Raw genomic sequence first — 18716 nt, 5'->3', positions numbered from 1 at the left:
AGAAAGCCTCCAGCCCTCAGCGTGAGGACTGGGCGATCCTCTCGATCTCTTCCTTCTTGCTGTAGGCGAAGCTCTTCGGGTCCCTGTTGGCGGCAGCGATGATTTCCTCGGCGAGGGCCTGGGCGTAGGTGGTCTTGTTCCTGTAGCACTTTATGCTGGCGCCAAGGGCGATGTTCTTGAGGGCTATGTCGAGCCTCCTGAGCGGGGAGACGTCAACGGACATGTGGTAGCGGATTCCACCGAAGGCGATGGTTGTAGTGTCCTCCCTCGGGGCGGAGTTCTCGATGGCCTTGACGAGAACCTGGATCGGGTTCTGCTTGGTTCTCCTCTCGATGATCATGAAGGCCTCCTTGACGACCTCGTAGGCCTTCATCTTCTTGCTCATTATCGAGCGGTGCTCACGCCTCATGAAGTGACCGCCGGCCTTGTAGTGGCTGGCACCGCTCCTCATGACCTTGTTGATCAGGCGCTCAACGATGTGGACGTTGGCCTTTCCAAAGGGCTTCTTGGCGTACCTTCCGTGGCTGTGGGGGAGAATCCTGGCGTCAAGGTTGATGTAGGGCTTGAGTGATGGATCTTCGACGGTAACGTCCTCAACGCTCCACCTGCCCATGACCTTGACTTCCTTCGGGATGAAGAACCTCTCGGTAAGCGGCTTGGCCATTCACTTCACCTCCTCGGCTTCTCCTTCCTTCCCTTGACGAGCTCCTTGAGGGAGACCCTGTTGACCTTGACGACCTTGTACCTGATTCCCGGAATATCACCCATGGAACCACCCTTTGGACCACCGATGCCCTCTATGATGACCTCGTCGTGCTCATCGATGTGGTTGATAGCACCGTCACCCGGGGTGAAGGCGGTAACGACCTTACCGTTCTTAATGAGCTGAACCCTAACTGCCTTACGCATAGCCGAGTTGGGCTGCTTAGCCTCGACTGCTATCTTCTCAAGGACGATACCCCTAGCCTGCGGAGCACCTTCGAGCGGATCGCTCTTCTCCTTAAGGCGGAGGACTCTCCTCTTGTAGCGGATGTCGCTCCAGCGGAACTTCTTTCTCTTAAGTTTGAGCTTCCTTCCAGCGAACTCTCCATACGGGGCCTTCTTACCAGCCATGATCATCACCTCAGATTATCACGACATCCTCAATGCCGTGGTGTCTCTCCATCAACTCCTTAACGAGGTTGATGTTCTGGCCGCCCCTTCCTATGGCCCTCGGCTTGTCGCGCGGGCCGACATCGAGGAGGGCGACCTTCTTACCATCCCTCTTTTCGGTGATGTGGACCTTTTTAACCTTAACTCCAAGGCTCTTATAAATGTTCCTCAGGAACTCTTCGGGGTTCTCGGAGTGCTCGATGAGCTCTATCTCCTTCCCGAGCATGCCCTGGACTCTCTTGACGTTGGCTCCCTTCTTCCCGAGGGCGAGGCCCATCTCACCCTTCTTGATGACGTATATGAGCCTGTTCCTGTTCGTGTCTATGAGGCAGTCGAGCACTGTGGCTCCCGTCATGCTCTCGAAGAGTGCTATGTACTTGATCTGATCAGTGTTGAGCTTGAGTGGCATCACTCCTTACCCCCAGCGAGGGCGAGTATCTTGCTCTCGCCCGGATCGATCACAGCGAGGGCCGAAACGGTGTGAGGCCTACCGAGGAGAGTTCCGAGCTCGACGCTCGTGCCCTCGAACTCGTAAACCGGAATTCCGCTGAGCTTGGCGTAGTAGTAGATGTCCTCCTTGATGTCCGGCCTGGCGTTTCTTGCCACTATTATCAGCTTGGCCCCACCGACCTTTGCCAAGTGGATGGACTTCTTGGCACCCATAACTATCTTCCCAGTGTCCTGGACTTTCCTCAGTTCGAAAGCGAAGTCAACCATTCACTACACCTCCCTACTCCCTTTTCGGTCTCAGGGGGAGACTCATGGCCAGCTTGACGATTCCCGTACCAACTGGCACGGGCTGGCCTATGAGGACGTTCTCAACCACACCGTTGAGAGGATCCACCTCTCCCCTCTCAGCCGCGGCAAACAGGTGCTGGGTGGTTATCTCGAAGGCGGCCCTGGCAAGGACGCTCGCCTTCTCACCAACTATACCGTGCCTACCGATTGGTCTTATGACGCCGTCGAGCGTCATCATATCGGCGACGAGCATGATGTGCCTGACATCAACCTCGAGACCCTGCTCGCGCATCGTGCTGACGATTTCGTCTATGATGGCGTTTCTGGCAGCCTCAATGCCGAGCACTTCTGCGATCTCCCAGATATTGTTGGTCCTCGTCCTCGTTGGGTCAACGCCCGGAACCTTGAGGACCTGCTTGAAGTTCGAGCCCTCGGTGTATATCACGTACTCGTCGCCTTCCTTCCTTATGATGGTCTTCCCAACGCCAGAGAGACCCTTAAGGCGGTGCTTTTTAACCTTTTCGGCAATCTTTCTCAGGTCGGAGAGCTTCGTTACCTTCTTGGGCCTCACGATGAGGGTGTAACCCTCAGCCTCAAACTCAGCGCTCTTGAATGAGCCAGTGAGCTTCCTTACAACCTTCTCCATGTCGAGGCCGGCCTTCTCCAGCCTCTCGGGGTCGATCTCGACCACGTACTCCATGTTGAGTATGTCTATCGTCTCCTCCCTGGCCAGGTTCTCAAGGGTCGTTCCCTCAATCCTCCTGGCGACCTCAAGGGCCTTGTCCCTGTCGTAGCGGTGCTCCTCGTCAAGGTAAACGGTCATGATCGGCGTTGAAGGGTTCTTTCTGGCATCAACAATCTCGATGATTCTCGGGAGACCGAGGGTAACGTTGATCTCAGCGACACCCGCGTAGTGGAAGGTGTTGAGGGTCATCTGGGTCGAAGGCTCACCTATGGACTGGGCCGCCACCGTTCCGACGGCCTCTCCTGGTTCTATGAGGGCTTTCTGGTATTCCCTGACTGTCTCGTCTATTATCGCCTGAATCTCGTCCTTCTTGAGCTTGTACTTCTCGTTATACTCGATAAGCTTAGCGTAGAGCTCTTCCTTGATGTTGTCCGGGAGCTCTGCCTTGCTGACCATGCTCTTGATGGTCTTCTCTGCGACCATTTCACTCACCTCCTCCCCTCATCTTAAGCAGGGTTCTCACGATGACCCTATCAACATCAACGGTCTTGCCCTGCCAGCTCTTCATCGGGTCAACGCCGTCCTCACCGTACTTAAACTGAACGATGATTCCCGTTGGGTCCCTCACCGTTCCGTCGTAGTCCACCTTGAGGTCCTGGAGGGCGTTTATGAGCCTCCTCTGCATGTAACCGCTCTGGGCAGTTCTAACTGCAGTATCAACGAGACCTTCCCTACCACCCATGGCGTGGAAGAAGTACTCCTGCGGTGTTAGACCGCTCTTATATGAGTTCGTGACGAATCCCCTTGCCCTAGCACCGAGGTCACCTGGCTTGAAGTGAGTGAGAACTCTTCCGCGGTAGCCGCGGTAGAGACGCTTTCCACGAATGGACTGCTGACCGAGCATTGCCGCCATCTGGGTAATGTTGAGTATCTTACCCCTAGCTCCGGTCTTGGCCATGATAACCGCGTGGTTATTCATACCGAGGTAGCGCTCGGCGACCTTACCGGCGTTGTCACGGGCCTCGGCGAGGACTGCCATAATCTTGCTCTCAAGGGTCTCCTCAAGGGTTTTACCTGGCAGAGGCTCAAGCTCTCCCCTCTTGTAGGCCTCTATGAGTCTTTGGACCTTCTCCTCCGCCTCGCGGATAATCTCGTGTATCCTGTCTATTGCTTCCTGCGGAAGGTCTTCGTCGTCAATTGCAGTGGTGAAGCCCTTGTGGGTGATTACCCAGATGGTCAGCTTGGTAACCTGGTCGAGGAACTGCCTGGCCCTCTCGACGCCGTACTCCCTGACTATGATGTCGAGGAGCTTTCCATCCTCCCTTCCGTAGGCCTTCTTGTCTACCGCTCCGCTCAGGAGCTTTCCGTTCTGAATGTAGACGAAACCGTCGTAGGCGAGCTTTCTCACTTCCTCCGGGTCGGGGATGAGCTTCTCCTCGATGAGTTTTTCAAGGGCCTCACACCTTTCAGGCTCGTCGCAGAGCTTGTTCCTGTACCAGATCGTCAGGTCGTCCGGAAGGAGGAGAGAGAATATCGTCTTTCCGCTCCAGAGCGGCTCACCGTTCTCGTACTTGTCAGGTTCGGGCAGTTCGTTAACGTCCATGCCCGCGAACATGAGCATCTGCTCGACCTCATAGCGGGTGAAGTAGGCGCCCTCCCTGGTGAGGAGGTAGCCTCCAGAGATGTGGTCCTGAATTCCCGCGATGAGCGGACCACCGTACCTCGGGGAAATGATGTGGTTCTGAACTTCCATGAGTATCTTGGCCTCTGCCTGCGCCTCCTCAGTCTGCGGGACGTGGAGGTTCATCTCGTCACCGTCGAAGTCAGCGTTGTACGGCGGACAGACTGGCAGGTTGAGGCGGAAGGTCCTGTATGGCATTACCCTGACGCGGTGGGCCATGATGGACATCCTGTGGAGCGATGGCTGACGGTTGAAGAGGACAACGTCACCGTCCTCAAGGTGTCTCTCAACGGTCCAACCGATGTCGAGCTTCTCCGCTATAAGCTCGCGGTTGCTCTCCATCAGGCGAATTCTCCTTCCCTCAGGATCAATAACGTAGTTGGCACCAGGATACTTCTCGGGCCCGTTGAGAACCCTCTGCTTGAGCTTTTCGTAGTTGAACTCGGTGACCTTCTCGGGGACGGTGAGCTCCATGGCGACCGCGAGCGGGACGCCGACCTCGTTGATGCTTATCATCGGGTCGGGACTGATGACTGTACGGGCGGAGAAGTTGACACGCTTACCGCTGAGGTTTCCACGGAAGCGACCCTCCTTACCCTTGAGACGCTGGGCGAGGGTCTTAAGCGGCCTTCCGCTCTTGTGCTTCGCAGGTGGAACGCCAGAGGTCTCGTTGTTGATGTAGGTAGTGACGTGGTACTGGAGGAGGTCCCAGAGGTCTTCGATAATCAGCTGCGGTGCTCCTGCCTCGATGTTGGACTTGAGGCGGTTGTTGATACGGATGATGTCGACGAGCTTGTGGGTGAGGTCGTCCTCGGCGCGGATGCCGCTTTCGAGCGTGATTGAGGGCCTCATAGTAACGGGCGGGACTGGAAGGACGGTGAGAACCATCCATTCGGGCCTGGACTTCTCGGGGTGGAGTCCGAGGAGAGGCAGGTCCTTGTCGGGTATCTTCTCGAGCCTATCGCGGACCTCGCTCGGCATCATCCTGTGCTTGTACTCGTTGCCCTCCTCGTCCTTCCTGAGCTCCCAGTAGATAGTCGGCCTCTCGAACTTGATGGGGAACTGCGGTGCTCCACAGTGCGGGCAGACCATTCTCTCCTTGGCCTTCTTGTGAATCTCCTTGATGAGCTTGTCAACGGCCCCTTTCCTGTCGCCCATTACCTCGAACTTCTGCATGTACTCCTCTATCTCCTCGTCGGTGAGCTTTATCCTTCCGCACTCGCGGCACGTGCTCTCCAGGACGCGATGGATGGTCTTGGCAAAGCCGACGTGAATAACCGGTCTTGCGAGCTCAATGTGGCCGAAGTGACCCGGACACTCACCTGCCCTTGCTCCACATGTCTCACAGCGGAGACCGGGGTCTATGACACCGAGCCTCTTGTCCATCAGTCCGCCTTCTATTGGGTAACCGTCATCGTCGTAGGTATCCGGAACGGTTATCTCGGCGGCACTCATCTTTCTGATTTCCTGAGGTGAGAGGATACCGAACTCAATACTCCCGATGACCTTTTTCATCGACTGCATGGCTCTCACACCCTATCCTTCAGCCTGAGGGACGGCCTAATAACCATCGCCTTCAGCTCATCCAGCAACAGTTTGAAGGCGTAGCTCATCTCGACCTTGCTTATCCTCTCGTCCTCACCACAGACAGGGCAGTAGACTTTTCCTCTGCGCTTGTCCTCTAGTGCGAGGTGTCCACAGCTCTCACAGACCCAGACCTCTGTCTTGTCGCTTTCCTCAAGAAGACGCTCGATGAGCAGCATGGCAGCGCCGTGGCCGATGAGGACGTCACGCTCCATCTCACCGAACCTGAGACCGCCTTCCCTGGCCCTTCCCTCTGTCGGCTGCTTGGTGAGAACCTGAACCGGACCGCGTGAGCGCGCGTGCATCTTGTCCGCTACCATGTGGTGGAGCCTCTGGTAGTAGATGACGCCGATGAAGATGTCCGCCTCAAGTCTTCTTCCGGTTATGCCGTCGTACATAATTTCTCTTCCGCTGTGCTTGAAGCCGAGCTCCTCAAGTTCCTTCCTGAGCTTCTCCTCAGGCTCTCCGATGAAGGCAGTACCGTCAACGCGCCTGCCCGTTAGTGAAGCTACCTTTCCACCTATGGCCTCAATCAGCTGTCCGACGGTCATACGGCTCGGGATACCGTGCGGGTTGACGATGAGGTCTGGAACGATTCCGCTCTCGGTCCAGGGCATGTCCTCCTGCGGGACGATGAGACCTATGACACCCTTCTGACCGTGCCTTGATGCGAACTTGTCACCCAGCTCCGGGATGCGGAGGTCTCTCACGGTGACCTTGACCAGCTTCGTTCCGTCGCCGGTCTCGGTGACTATGACCTTGTCAACCACACCCTTCTCGCTCGGCCTGACGGTGACGCTCGTTTCTCTCCTTCCCTGGAGAACCATTGAGCCGAGGCTGCTCTGCTCCTCAATGAACCTCGGCGGGGAAGTCCTTCCAACGAGGACGTCCTTACCCTCGACCTTTGACTCGGGGAAGATGAGACCGTCCTCGTCGAGGTGGCGGTAGTACTTCTCGCCGAGATATCCCTGGATGTTCGGTGACGGAACCTCGAAGTTGTCCTTCTGACCACCGAGATAGCGCTTTTCTTCGGCCTCGTAGGTTCTGAAGAAGGTTGACCTCGCCAGTCCGCGCTCTATCGAGGCCTTGTTAATGATGACGGCATCCTCCATGTTGTATCCGTGGTAGCTGAGGACAGCCACCACGAAGTTCTGACCAGCGGGCCTGTCCTCGAATCCAACGGCCTTCATTATCCTCGAGTTGACGAGCGGAACCTGCGGGTAGTGCATGAGGTGACCGCGGGTATCAACTCTGATCCTGAAGTTGGCCCAGCCGAGACCGAGGCTCTGCTTGGCCATACCTGCTCCGTAGGTGTTACGCGGGGCGGCGTTGTGCTCTGGATACGGGACGAGTGAAGCGGGGATACCGAGGATGGCAGCGGGCATGAGCTCGAGGTGGGTGTGCTCCTCAGTCACTTCCCACGGCCACGTTGCCACGTAGGCGTTCTCCTCTTCCTCCGCATCCAAGTACTCGATGACGCCCATTCTGATGAGGTCGCTCCAGGTAAGGGTGCCGTTCTTTATGCCCTCAACGTGCTCCCTCGTGAGCTTTGGCTTTCCGTTCTCGACGACGATGAGAGGCCTCCTCACCCTACCGTCATCGCTGTTTATGTAGACTTCCTTGACTTCCTCGTCCTCGTAGAGGGCAACGTTGATGACGTCGCTTATCTTTCCAGCCCTTCTATCGGCCCTTATCCTCTCAACAAGCTTTCTGCCGTCTTCAACAGTTCCAATAAGGACACCGTTAAGGTAAACGCGATACAGGCCAGGAGCGGGCCTTCTCTCCTCTATGGGGACTACGCCCATCTTCATTAGGTATTCCCTAACTTCCCTCTCGGGAATTCCTGTGGTTATCTGGGACATGAGGGCAAGGTTCTTAACGAGACCACAGTTCGGACCTTCTGGAGTCTCTGTCGGACAGATTCTACCCCAGTGGGTTCCGTGAAGGTCACGGGCCTCGAAGTGTGGCTGATCCCTGCTGAGCGGGGAGGTAACGCGCCTGAGGTGTGAGAGGGTTGACATGTAGTTGGTCCTGTCGAGGAGCTGGCTGACACCCGTCCTTCCGCCCGGCCAGGAGCCGGTAGCCAATGCGTGTTCAATCCTCTCGCTCAGGACGTCGGGCCTTATGGAGTTCCTGACAAAGCGCTGGATGTTCTCAAAGGTGTACCTCTCGCCCTTCCTCTGGTAGGTCTTGGTCATCTGGTACTGCATGTCCTTGACGAGCTGACCAAAGGCGACGCGGAAGAGGTCTTTGAGGAGGTCTCCAGCCAGCTTGAGCCTCTTGTTGGCGTAGTGGTCCTTATCGTCTTCACCGCGGAGACCAAGTGAAAGTTCGAGAACCTTGAGGGCCATCATGCCGAGATAGTAGGCTTTGGCGCGCCTGTTTTCGGGATCAACACCCATATGGGGGAGAAGGTTGTTGTCTATGATGTGCTCGGCCCTCCTGAGCCTGTACTCCTTGGGTTGTCCTGGGAGGGCGAGCCTGCCGATGTAGTCGAGGGCCTCCTCCTGGGTGCTTATGTCGCTCGCGTCCTCGAGGTTGTCAAAGAGTACCTGCTGTATCCTCGGGTCGTCGCTGACTGCCTCGACTATCTCCTTATCTGTGAGGAGACCGAGGGCGCGCATCACATAGACGAACTTGACAGGCTTTGGAACGTTGGGTATCGTAACGTAGAGAATGCCGTCCTTCTTTCTTTCAACGGTAATGAGCGCTCTGTAACCGTGTCTGTACGAGAAGACCTTGGCAACAACCTTGTTCTGCCTCTCATCCCTCTCAACGAGGGTCTTGTTCGGGGCGAGGTCTTCAATAGAAACTATAACCCTCTCAGAACCGTTGATGATGAAGTATCCTCCAGGGTCCTTCGGGTCCTCGCCGAGCTTGATGAGTTCCTCGTCGCTCAGGCCGTAGAGCCTGCAGGCCTTGGACTTGAGCATTATCGGGAGCTCTCCAATCCTGACCTCGACGGGCTCCTGCTCAATCCCGTTCACGACGGGTATCATCTCAAGGTAGAGCGGGGCGGAATATGTCAAGTTCCTTATCCTGGCGTCCATCGGGTAGAGGGGTCTCCTCTGGCCCTGGGCCTCCTGGAACTCGGGCTGTCCTATGCGGATCTTCCCGAACTTGACCTTGAAGTTCGGTATGTCTGGAACGACTTCCCCGAACTCGTTTACAACATCCTGAAGGCCGTGATCGATGAAAGCGTTGTACGAGTCAAGATGCTGCCTGACGAATCCCTTCTCCTTCCAGTAGGACTCCATAACAAGCCAGAGCTCATCAGGAGTTAGAGTGGGCTCGGTTACGGTAACTCCCCTGCTCATAACGTCTCACCCCAAAATCAGTCCTCCACAACAAGGCGGTAGTAGTAATAATAGCCCGCCGTGGGACTCTTTCTTTTGATCTCAATAACGTCGCCAGGCTTTGCGCCGAGAGCAACGACGGCAGGATCAGAGGCCTTTATCTGCGGGAGCTGGGATATCCTTATCCTGTACTTCTTGAGAAGCTCCTCTTTCTCCTCTTCGCTGAGGATTCTATGCTCGGGAACTAACACGTGATCGAATATGTTAAACTCTTTTTTCGCCGCCACCGAGAATTGCCCCCTTAACGTTTTTTACAGAACGATTCACTACCCCCCACCTGAGACTTCCTATATATAAGCTTTTCGAGTGGTATCTGGATGAAAGAGGTTTATATCGGTTGCGCAAAGTTTAAGAACCCTTGTAAGGCCGTTTTGAGTCCCATGATGGACTAAAGTGTACATAAGGGAAGATATAAAGGGAAGAAATCACTCGAGGGCAGCGAGGAGCTTCTCAAGGAACATCTTCTCGGGATAAGCTCCCTCAAACTGAACCTTGTCCTCGCCGTCCACCTGAATGACTATCTTCGGGACGGCCATGACGCTGTACTGGTCGGCCCACTCGGGGTACTCTATCGCCTCGACCATGTCCCCGAGTATCTTGCCCTTTCCGGCAAGGGTGTTCTCGATGGCGAACTTGTGGGCCATCCTAACTGCGAGCGGGCAGTACGGGCAGGTCGGAGTAACGAAGACGAGTATCCTGACGTCCTTATCAACACCGTGGATTGCCTCCTTGGTGTCCGGAGCGAGGTCGGTTGTGCCGTTGCTGACGTCAACGATGTCCTCAAGGAAAGCGCCAAACTCGTGGCCTGCTGGAAGGCCGAAGAAGCGAACGCCCATGTCCTTGCCGTCCTGGGTTATGGTAGTGGCGGGAGCGCGGTCGATCCTGTACTGCTCGGCCAGCTTCTTGCCCTCCTCAGTGTCGAAGTCAACGACCTCGTAGCTCAGCTTGTCGGTGAGCTCGGAAAGCTCCTGGACGAGCTGCTTGAGCTGGTCGCAGTACTGGCAGTGCTCCTTCCCGACGAATACTATGAGCTTGACCGGGTTAGTCATCTTTGAGAAGAACTCCTCCTTAATTACCTTCTTGTCAGCATCGCTAATGAGTCCCATACCAAACACCTCCATCTAAAGGTTTATAACCAGCCGTGTGAAACCATCTTCAGCCTGGAATCCCCAGGTTTGCAACCTAAGGTTGAATGTTCACTATATAAACCTTACGTCACAGATTTGGGCAGGTGTTGGCCATGTCTGAACCAGACATCTTTTACATACTGGGGAACAAGGTGAGGAGAGATTTACTAAGCCACCTCACCTGTACTGAGTGCTACTTCAGCTTTCTCAGCAATAAGATGAGCGTTTCCTCGACGGCAGTCGCAAAGCACCTTAAAATCATGGAGCGCGAAGGGATTTTGAAGTCCTACGAAAAAGAAGGCCCGTTTCTCGGACCAGCGAGGAAGTACTATAACATCGATATAGCCAAAACTTACGTCGCCACAATAACGCCAAACATCTTCTGGTACCGCGGCCTTGACCTCGGTGACGAGAGGAGTGGAGAAGTGGAAATAAATCTCGACCTTCTGAAGGAGAATCCCGAGAGCCTTCTTGAGATGGTAGAGCTGTTTATGAGGGTAACCAAAGAGCTTGAGAAAGTTCTTGAAGCCCTTAGGGCTATCGAAAGCAGAAGGGACGAACTCATGAAAACGATAAAGGACACTTACCTTAATGAGATCGGCGACATGACCCAGCTGGCGATTCTCCACTACGTTCTTCTGAATGGAAGGGCGACGGTAGATGAGCTCTCCGACAGGCTCAACCTGAAAGAGAGGGAAGTCCTGCAGAAGGCCGAAGAGCTGGACAGATTCGTACCGTTAAGAATAAAAGACGGCGTAATTGAGATTGATGAGGAGAGGCTGAAGGCGAAGCTGGGCGGTGAAACCGATGCCGGAGAAGATTAAAGTGGTCGTGAACGAGGATAGATGCTATCTCTGCGGCGGTTGTGCCGGTGTCTGCCCGACACTCGCGATAGAGGTGCACTCAACAGGCTGGGAGTTCCTTCAAGACAAGTGCATAAGCTGCAGGATATGCATCAACGCCTGCCCCGTTGGAGCCCTGAGCGCTGAACCCCTGGAGGTGAGCGAATGACCTGGAAGTACGACGTCGTTGTGGTCGGTTCTGGTATCGCTGGCCCCATAGTTGCGAGAAACGTCGCTAAAGCTGGTTTCTCCGTTCTTCTCATCGATAAGAAGTGGGCTATAGGCACTCCAAAGCAGTGCGCCGAGGGAATAAGCATCAAGGTCTTCGACAAGTACGACATCCCCTACGACAAGCGCTTCATCAACCGCGAGATTTACGGTGCTAAGCTCTACTCCCCGAGCGGCTACGAGCTCGAAATGCGCTACAAGGAAGTCAGCGGAGTGATCCTTGAGAGAAAGGTCTTCGACAAGATGCTGGCTTATTACGCGGCTAAAGCAGGTGCAGAGGTTCTCGCGAGGACCGAGGCGCTCGATGTCATAAAGAAGGACGGCAAGGTTGTTGGAATCAAAGCCAAGCACGAGGATGAGCCCGTTGAGATTTACGCCGATATAATAGTTGCCGCCGACGGCGTTGAGAGCACCATAGCGAGGAAAGCCGGAATAAACACCTATGCTCCACCTCACGAGTTTGACTCATCATACGAGTACGAGATGCTCATAGAGGGCTTTGACCCCGACCTAATCCACCTCTGGTTCGGCAACGAGGTTGCTCCCAGGGGCTACGTCTGGGTCTTCCCGAAGGACGAGGACAGGGCCAACGTCGGCATTGGCATCAACTCGGACAATCCAAAGACAGCCAAATACTACCTCGACAAGTGGCTCAAGGAGAACAACATTCCCGCCAAGAAGCTCCTTGAGATAAACGTCGGAGTCGTCCCCGTTGGCGGCTTCGTCAAGGAGCTCGCCAAGGACAACGTTGTTGTTGTGGGAGATGCAGCGAGGCAGGTAAACCCGATGCACGGCGGCGGAATGGCCGAGGCGATGGAGGCTGGGACGATAGCTAGCAAGTGGATTGTCAAGGCCCTCGAAGAGGAGAACCTCTCACTCCTCCAGAACTACACCAAGGAGTGGTGGGAGACCGACGGAAAGAGGCTCGAAAAGGTTCTCAAGGTCAGGCGCGTTACGGAGAAGCTCACGGATGAGGACCTCGACCTCTTCATACAGATCCTCAGCGGTGCAGATGCCGAGAAGATAGCCAGCGGAGATTACGCCGAGGTCATCAAGGCCCTATTGAAGCACCCGAAGGTTCTGATGAGCAAGAGGAGGCTCAGCCTCCTCAAGGAGCTTCTTTAACCAGTCTGAATCCCTTCTTCTTTTCCTTTGAGAACACTATTATTTCAACCGGCTCCCCCATCGTGAGCCTTCCCCAGGGAGCGTCCAGGTGTTTCTTGTTTTTGAAGCGATAGTAAAGCCCAACATCGCCCGAACTCACCACTTCGAAGTTCTCAACGTCCCCAATGGATGTAATCTCCTCACAGAGACCATCCCTACAGGACAGTTTAGAGGGTTCAAGTCCAAGCTCCATCTCAAGGTATAAAAGTCTAGATAGGGCCTCGATTGTCGGAGGATTCATCCCGTAGATCCTCCTAACGGCTTTCAAGAGGAGTGGAAACTTCCAGTCATCCTTTGACATTCCGTAGCCAAGCTCCCTAAGGGGATCGCGCGGAAAAACACCGTGAAGGGCATTACGCAGCTTGATTATCCTGTTCACCCACACCTGCATCTCCTTTGGGCTTCCGAGCATTGAAAGCCGTCTGTCAAGTGAAAAGCCGCGCTCGACATCCAAATTTTTCAGAGTACCTAACTGAAGATCAAGATCAGGGTTGCTCACTAAGAGGCCGTTCTTCTTCAGCAGGGAATACCCTTCGCGAAAGATCTTGTAGGATTCCTCAACGACGTCGTCCATGTTTAATGCGAAAGCGTAGAGACTGGCATCTCCGAGTCCAAGAACGAAGAGTGACTGGATGTCCAGTAGGAAGGCTAGTGTAACGTTGTTCTCGGAAACCCGGGTTTTAAGTTCATTTAGAACACTCTTAGAGTTTTCCAGCAACGTTCTGGCAGTACGTTCCTCATCTAGCATGTTTGTAAGTAGCGCTTCTCCAGATAAACGTTTTCCCTTTGAGGCCACAAAGGTTTAATGTCCAAGATTCCAAAAGTAAAGAGGTGGTACCATGCACGGAGCACTCGGTCTTGGATTGCTGGCAATCGGGATAGCGGGTTTAATAGCCCTACTCATCGCACTGGTCATAGCGGGCTTCGTTCTGTACCTCGGTGCAGAGCTAGCAGGGATCAAAAAAGCGAGCCTTGGGAAGTCAATAGTGGCCGTCGTTGGCGGTGGAATCCTGGCAGGGATCCTGTTCATAATCCCAGTGCTCGGTTGGATACTTGGGATAATAGCCTACATCTGGGTGATAAAGGTCGTGTTTGACACGGATTGGCTCAGGGCTACACTGGCTTTCTTAATGGCCATAATAATCGAAGTCATAGTGCTGTGGCTCTTCAAGCTCCTCCTCGGAATCTCCTTGCTGGCGGCGCTTTAGTTCATTTCTTTTTCCAGTCCTTGCAGTTCATATCGAGGCATATCTCGTACTCCCTGCCCTTCTCACGTATCTTAACGACTGGTGCACCGTTGCAGCAGGTCTTTCCAGTCGGAATAACCTGCCCGCGCTGGAGGATTGGATATGTGACATCACACTTTGGCCAGTTGGAACAGCCGACGAACCTCTTCCCAGTCTTTCTGTTGTAGCGGATGACCAGATCGCCGCCGCACTTTGGGCACTTGCCCACGACGAGGGGCTTCCTCTCGGCTTTTGGAGTAGTTCCCTCCCCAGCCTTGCCGTCAGATTTTTCTTCGTCGTTGGCATCTTTAACCGCCCCCGTTTTCTTTGCGGCCTCTTTGCTCGTAGTTACACCGGTTCCAGTGCTCTCGAGGAGCATTTTACCGATATCCAGCTCCTTTTCCTTGAAGACCTGGAGTATCTTTATCAGCTGCTCCTTGCTCTCCTCGATGACCTGGTCTTTGTCCGCTTTTCCCGCCATTATCTCCTCCATCTTCTCCTCAAAGGCACGGGTAAGCTCGACGCTGACTATATCCGGTACGTTCTTTTCGAGAGCCTCAACGACCCTCATGCCGAGCGGCGTCACCTTGATCTTCTTCTTGCCCTCGATGTAGCCTCTGCTGTAAAGGGTCTCGAGAATTTGAGCGCGGGTGGCCTTTGTGCCTATGCCAAGGTCTTCCATCTTCTTTATGACCGCCGCTGGAGAATATCTTGCTGGAGGCTTTGTCTTCTTTTTCTCGCGCTTTATCTGGATGACCTTTACGGGTTCACCCTCCTTAAAGGCCGGGAGGATAACATCGTCGAACTTGACGTACTTTCCATAGACCTTCAGCCAGCCCTCTTTGAGAGTCCTTGCACCGCTCAAGATGAAGCGGTGGTTGTTGGAGTTTATTACCACCTTCATGGTCTCCCTTACGGCTGGCTCCATGAATAGCGCCAGGAAGCGTCTCACTATGAGGTCGTAGAGGTTCCCCTCGTCCTTGGTCAGCTCGCCGGGCTTCGGGAGCTCGCCCGTTGGGTATATGGCCGGATGGGCTGGGTCGTCCTTCTTGCCCTCAACCGGCTTGAGACTTTCCTTACCCAAAAGCTCGTGGGCGAAGGGCTTGTATTCCGGAAGCTTGGCTAAATTCTGGATTATCGATCGGAAGTTCAGGTTCTTGGGGAGCTTTTGGGAGGAAGTTCTTGGATAAGAGCAGTTGTGAACCACAACGCCGTTGGCAATGAAGTTGTGATATTGATCAACTACGAGGTCGTACACCTTACCGCGGTAGTGGAATTTCTCAATGGATCTTATACCAAGAACGTACACATCGCCCATTGCTATTCTGCGCAGATCAGTGTCCGTGAGATAGTCCACTATCCGCTGGAGCTTGTCGAGGCTTATTCCTCTGCCGTGTGCGGTTTGGTTAGACATATCGAACTTTTTCCAAAGAACGTTGCTGGATTTTATCTTTCCTTCCCAGCTTTTGACGTTAAGAACGCTGTAGTGGTGCGAGTACGCTTTTCTTTTCCTAATGGCAACTTCCTTTACGTGTTCCAAATCCTTTCTTTTGATCCGGAGGTGATTTTTCATCACTTCATAGAACCTCCAAGCATCGCGGGAGTATACCTTAAGCTCGTAGGCCATGAAGTTCCCGTTTCTGTCTTTCTTTTCCCACAGATACGTTCCGACCCCAAGAAGCTGCCACATCTGTTTAACAGTATATATGGCCATGCGGTTTTTGGACGTGAGAACTATCTGCGGAGAATGAGATTTCTTCCCACCGGTTGGTTTCGTTCCTATGTGGCCGTCTGCATCGTAATAACCGGCCAGAAACGCCGCCATCCACTCTGGCTTAGCCATTATCTCTCCTGGGATCCTGAAGATTTCGGTCTTATTGCCATATGGACAACCGAGCAATTCGAAAAGCCTCGTTAGCGACTTGCTACGAAGGATTATCATCTTGTACTTTTCGTCAAAGGCAAAAGGAACTTGAAGAGAGTTCGCTATCTCTTTAACAGCCTTCACGGTGTCCTCAGTTCTGTCCTTTGCTGGTATCGTTATCGCTCCCTTCTTTGCGAGATGACCGTCTCCCGCCACGAGTCCAAAGAGGTACCAGAACTCCTCGCTGAATTCAAAGGAAATAGGGGTCAGTGATGTGCTGTAGGAGAATCCCCTAAATACTTCCCTCAGCTCTTCGATGGATACAACACCCTCCTCCAGCAGGAACCTAACTATCGGAACGGGCATCTTGCCCCTCAGGTATTTGTAATAGGTCGGCTCCCTAATCCTGAAGCGCCACAGAATCTCAGTTTTTAAACCGGCGTCTTTTATTCTGTTCCTCAGGACGCCGCCAAATTCTGGGTCATAGAGGATGTAATCCTTCATTGAAGTGGCATTTTCAAGAAGGAAGCCCAAGAGCGTCGGAGATTCGGTTCTTGGGGAGTACTCGCTTCTGTTTATAAAAAGAACGACCTGATCATTCTCTCTCAGTTCTTCTGCCGGGACAAAGATCAACTGGTCATCCCGGTATACCAGGACGGGATGATCCGCCGTGAGGTATAGCTCCGTCCTGTCACTTAAGGTAACCTTGTACATCGGCTCATCCGCATCCCTTTCAAGGAGTCTGTATCTGGCCCTTGAGAGTTTTAGGTCAAAGTCAAGCGCAAAGACCTCTCCTTTCTCTGGAAGCTCCTTTATTCTCTTAACCCCCTGGGGAGTTGGTATTAGTGAATCTGGATGCAGGCAATAACCCTTTTCGTACAGCTTCTGCGCGATGTCTAGAGTCTTCTTCGGGGAATAGCCGAACGCAGAGTAGGCCTCCCTCTGGAGGGTTCCGAGATCGAAGGGAACGGGCGGGTTCCTGTTCTGCTGTTTTACTTCAACTTTCTCGACGAAAGCTGGCCCCTTCTTGGCTTCTTCCACTATCTTCTTGGCCTCTTCCTCGTCCCACACCTTCTCCTTTTCATAGACCGCTGTATACTGTCCCCCGTTCTTTTCGAGGAGCATCTTGATGACCCAGTAGGGCTTCGGCTCAAAGTTCTGTATCTCCTTCTCCCTCTCGACGAGGAACTTTAAGGTCGGGCCCTGAACCCTTCCGGTCGAGAGAACCATCCACTTTCCGCTCGCGCGCTTTATGGCGGAAGTTAAAGCCCTCGAAAGGTTAACGCCCCAGTACCAGTCGAGGACGTGGCGGGCTATTCCAGCATCGGCCATCCCGAAGTTTATCGTCGGCTCCATGTTGTACCAGGCCTTGAGGAGGTCCTTTTTGGTTAGGGCAGAGAACTTCATGCGCTTCGCCTTTGATGGATCAACGCCGCAGGCGTACTTCAGGGCTGTGTAGCCTATCACTTCACCCTCAGTATCATAATCACAGGCAACGACGAACTCATCTGCCTGCTTCGCGAGGGTTGCAAGGGCTTTAATGTAGTCCTTAGCGTAGCTCTTCCCCTTTTCAGCAACATAGACGGGGACCCATTCGATATCGAAAACCGGGTAACCGTAGGTCTTGGTTTTTGGAGCAAGGGAGAAAAGGTGTCCCACGGCCGGGGCCACTATAACCTTCTTTCCGTCCCGCGTGAACTCGTAATAGCTAACCTTGCCAATTGTCTTTCTCACGGGCTTTCCTTCAGCTAAAGCATAGGCTATCTTCCTAGCGACGTTGGGCTTCTCGGCTATGATGAGCGTGACCATAGGCCTCTCCGGGAGTTAGCCGTGAGGTATAAAAATTCTCCGAATGATTTATAACCCTGCACCATAGATGATGAACGATGGCGATGATCAGCGTCGGGGGAGTTGGAGTACTCTTCGAGGGGGAGCTTGACGACGGTTTTGAGGACGGCTTTCGGACAACCTTTGCCAGGCGCTATCTTCCGGATGTTCTGCGTGGTGATGCACGCCCAAACGTAATCATCGAACGCTTCAAGGGCGAGAAGTTCAGGGTCTTCAGTTCTCTCTACGATGTCAATTCAAGGGACTACTACAAGCTCGAATCCGCCGTCCCGCAGGCGTACAAAAACGAGGCCCCCGTGTTCTTCCTCCTCCAGGCAACGGCGAGGGCTGGGGCGAGAAAGGGGAGAATTTTCATCACGGATTCTGTCAGTGTTATAAACGAAAACGGAAAAGCCGTTCTCTTTGTTGGGTATCCCCACACCGGAAAGAGCACGATTTCCGCCCTGGCCCTTTCCGAAGGCCTCCCAGTCCTGAGCACAGAAAACACCGTTGTGGACGTAAGGGACGGGAGGATTTTCGTCATAGGAGGCACCGACGTCCTAGTGTACGACCCGAAGATAGAGGAGATCTATGGGATAAAGGTGGAATACCAGGACACCACGAGGAGCGGATACAGGATTGTGGACATATCGAGCTCCGAGAGGAGGATTGCACTGAGAAGGGGCGTGGAAATCGAGAAGATAATCGTCCTTCACGCGGCTTTTGGCGGTGGGGACGCGAGCTTTTCTCCAGTGAGGGGCAGGAAGATCAAAAAGACCCTCTGGTACTTCTCAACTTCCCTCCTCAAGGGAATGGACTACTACGAGCCGGCCCCGCTCTACATGCCGATGAGCGACGAGATAAACTCGAACCTGAACAGGCTCCTCGACCTAGCCGTTGAAAGCTACTCGGGGGCGATGTTCGAGGCCTTTGGAAACCACAGGGACGTTTTCAGGAGGACGCTCCTCTTCTACTAGAGAAACCCTTTTATTCCGAGGTTCAAAGCCAGAACCGGTGGTGAGAGATGATAAGGGTCAAAGTCCTTGGAAGGGGAATAGAAAAGGAGATGGAGTGGCAGAAGGGGGTTACTGTCGCTGACGTGCTCAGGGCTGTGGGCTTCAACACCGAGAGCGCCATAGCGAGGGTAAACGGAAGGGTTGCCCTGGAGGAAGAAAAGGTAGAGGACGGTGCTTACGTCGAGGTAATCCCCGTCGTCTCTGGCGGATGAAAAAGGGAAGGGAG

The 18716-nt window shown here is 53.9% G+C and carries 17 protein-coding genes; 6 read left to right on the top strand and 11 right to left on the bottom strand.

The window, feature by feature from the left end:
• Nucleotides 1–16: 16 nt before the first annotated feature.
• The 9 genes from rpsG to pdo all read right to left on the bottom strand — a co-directional run bounded on the left by rpsG (nt 17) and on the right by pdo (nt 10302).
• Nucleotides 17–664, bottom strand: a complete 648-nt coding sequence (gene rpsG, locus ACZ5TN_RS00705) for a 30S ribosomal protein S7 (RefSeq protein ID WP_464916857.1) — start codon at nt 662–664, stop codon at nt 17–19.
• A gap of 5 nt (nt 665–669) precedes the next feature.
• Nucleotides 670–1113 (bottom strand): 30S ribosomal protein S12, encoded by a 444-nt coding sequence (locus ACZ5TN_RS00700; protein ID WP_011250029.1) that lies wholly within the window; start codon nt 1111–1113, stop codon nt 670–672.
• 10 nt (nt 1114–1123) lie between these two features.
• The gene (locus ACZ5TN_RS00695; RefSeq protein WP_011250030.1) at nt 1124–1561 is read right to left on the bottom strand and encodes a NusA-like transcription termination signal-binding factor; all 438 of its coding nucleotides are present in this window, start codon (nt 1559–1561) and stop codon (nt 1124–1126) included.
• Nucleotides 1561–1869: a 50S ribosomal protein L30e gene (locus ACZ5TN_RS00690; RefSeq protein ID WP_011250031.1), complete on the bottom strand. Its 309-nt coding sequence runs from the start codon at nt 1867–1869 to the stop codon at nt 1561–1563. Before ACZ5TN_RS00690 ends, ACZ5TN_RS00695 begins: the two co-directional genes overlap by 1 nt.
• Before the next feature lie 13 nt (nt 1870–1882).
• Nucleotides 1883–3058 (bottom strand): DNA-directed RNA polymerase subunit A'', encoded by a 1176-nt coding sequence (gene rpoA2, locus ACZ5TN_RS00685; protein ID WP_464917420.1) that lies wholly within the window; start codon nt 3056–3058, stop codon nt 1883–1885.
• 1 nt (nt 3059) lies between these two features.
• The gene (locus tag ACZ5TN_RS00680; RefSeq protein WP_011250033.1) at nt 3060–5780 is read right to left on the bottom strand and encodes a DNA-directed RNA polymerase subunit A'; all 2721 of its coding nucleotides are present in this window, start codon (nt 5778–5780) and stop codon (nt 3060–3062) included.
• 5 nt (nt 5781–5785) lie between these two features.
• Nucleotides 5786–9157, bottom strand: coding sequence for a DNA-directed RNA polymerase subunit B (locus ACZ5TN_RS00675; protein WP_011250034.1), 3372 nt, complete (start codon nt 9155–9157; stop codon nt 5786–5788).
• Between the two features lie 17 nt (nt 9158–9174).
• Complete coding sequence (locus ACZ5TN_RS00670; RefSeq protein WP_011250035.1) at nt 9175–9423, bottom strand: DNA-directed RNA polymerase subunit H; 249 nt, start codon at nt 9421–9423, stop codon at nt 9175–9177.
• Nucleotides 9424–9621: 198 nt separating this feature from the next.
• On the bottom strand, nt 9622–10302 hold the full coding sequence (gene pdo / locus ACZ5TN_RS00665) for a protein disulfide oxidoreductase (RefSeq protein WP_464916856.1): 681 nt from the start codon (nt 10300–10302) through the stop codon (nt 9622–9624).
• Between the two features lie 134 nt (nt 10303–10436).
• On the opposite strand from pdo, the gene surR reads away from it, so the two are divergent.
• Genes surR through ACZ5TN_RS00650 form a run of 3 tightly spaced genes read left to right on the top strand, consistent with a single transcriptional unit; the run spans nt 10437 to nt 12518 of the window.
• On the top strand, nt 10437–11147 hold the full coding sequence (surR, locus tag ACZ5TN_RS00660; RefSeq protein ID WP_011250037.1) for a sulfur metabolism transcriptional regulator SurR: 711 nt from the start codon (nt 10437–10439) through the stop codon (nt 11145–11147).
• The gene (locus ACZ5TN_RS00655; RefSeq protein ID WP_464916855.1) at nt 11131–11334 is read left to right on the top strand and encodes a DUF362 domain-containing protein; all 204 of its coding nucleotides are present in this window, start codon (nt 11131–11133) and stop codon (nt 11332–11334) included. Before surR ends, ACZ5TN_RS00655 begins: the two co-directional genes overlap by 17 nt.
• The gene (locus tag ACZ5TN_RS00650) at nt 11331–12518 is read left to right on the top strand and encodes a geranylgeranyl reductase family protein (RefSeq protein ID WP_464916854.1); all 1188 of its coding nucleotides are present in this window, start codon (nt 11331–11333) and stop codon (nt 12516–12518) included. Before ACZ5TN_RS00655 ends, ACZ5TN_RS00650 begins: the two co-directional genes overlap by 4 nt.
• On the opposite strand, the gene ACZ5TN_RS00645 is transcribed toward ACZ5TN_RS00650, so the two are convergent.
• Nucleotides 12502–13305, bottom strand: coding sequence for a hypothetical protein (locus ACZ5TN_RS00645; protein WP_464916853.1), 804 nt, complete (start codon nt 13303–13305; stop codon nt 12502–12504). The two genes, ACZ5TN_RS00650 and ACZ5TN_RS00645, sit on opposite strands and share 17 nt — an antisense overlap.
• 91 nt (nt 13306–13396) lie before the next feature.
• Here ACZ5TN_RS00645 and ACZ5TN_RS00640 point away from each other — a divergent pair, with 91 nt between their 5' ends.
• Nucleotides 13397–13765, top strand: a complete 369-nt coding sequence (locus ACZ5TN_RS00640; RefSeq protein WP_464916852.1) for a hypothetical protein — start codon at nt 13397–13399, stop codon at nt 13763–13765.
• A 1-nt stretch (nt 13766) separates the two neighbouring features.
• Here ACZ5TN_RS00640 and topA read toward each other — a convergent pair whose 3' ends face one another.
• On the bottom strand, nt 13767–17456 hold the full coding sequence (gene topA / locus ACZ5TN_RS00635) for a DNA topoisomerase I (protein WP_464916851.1): 3690 nt from the start codon (nt 17454–17456) through the stop codon (nt 13767–13769).
• 83 nt (nt 17457–17539) lie between these two features.
• On the opposite strand from topA, the gene ACZ5TN_RS00630 reads away from it, so the two are divergent.
• Nucleotides 17540–18451 carry a hypothetical protein gene (locus ACZ5TN_RS00630; RefSeq protein ID WP_464917419.1) on the top strand — a complete coding sequence of 304 codons (912 nt, stop codon included), beginning with the start codon at nt 17540–17542 and terminating at the stop codon, nt 18449–18451.
• Nucleotides 18452–18498: 47 nt separating this feature from the next.
• Complete coding sequence (locus tag ACZ5TN_RS00625; RefSeq protein ID WP_464916850.1) at nt 18499–18702, top strand: MoaD/ThiS family protein; 204 nt, start codon at nt 18499–18501, stop codon at nt 18700–18702.
• Nucleotides 18703–18716: the final 14 nt, after the last annotated feature.

It is taken from the genome of Thermococcus sp. JCM 11816 (genome assembly GCF_055396515.1).
This window is presented reverse-complemented; position numbering and strand designations above follow the sequence as displayed.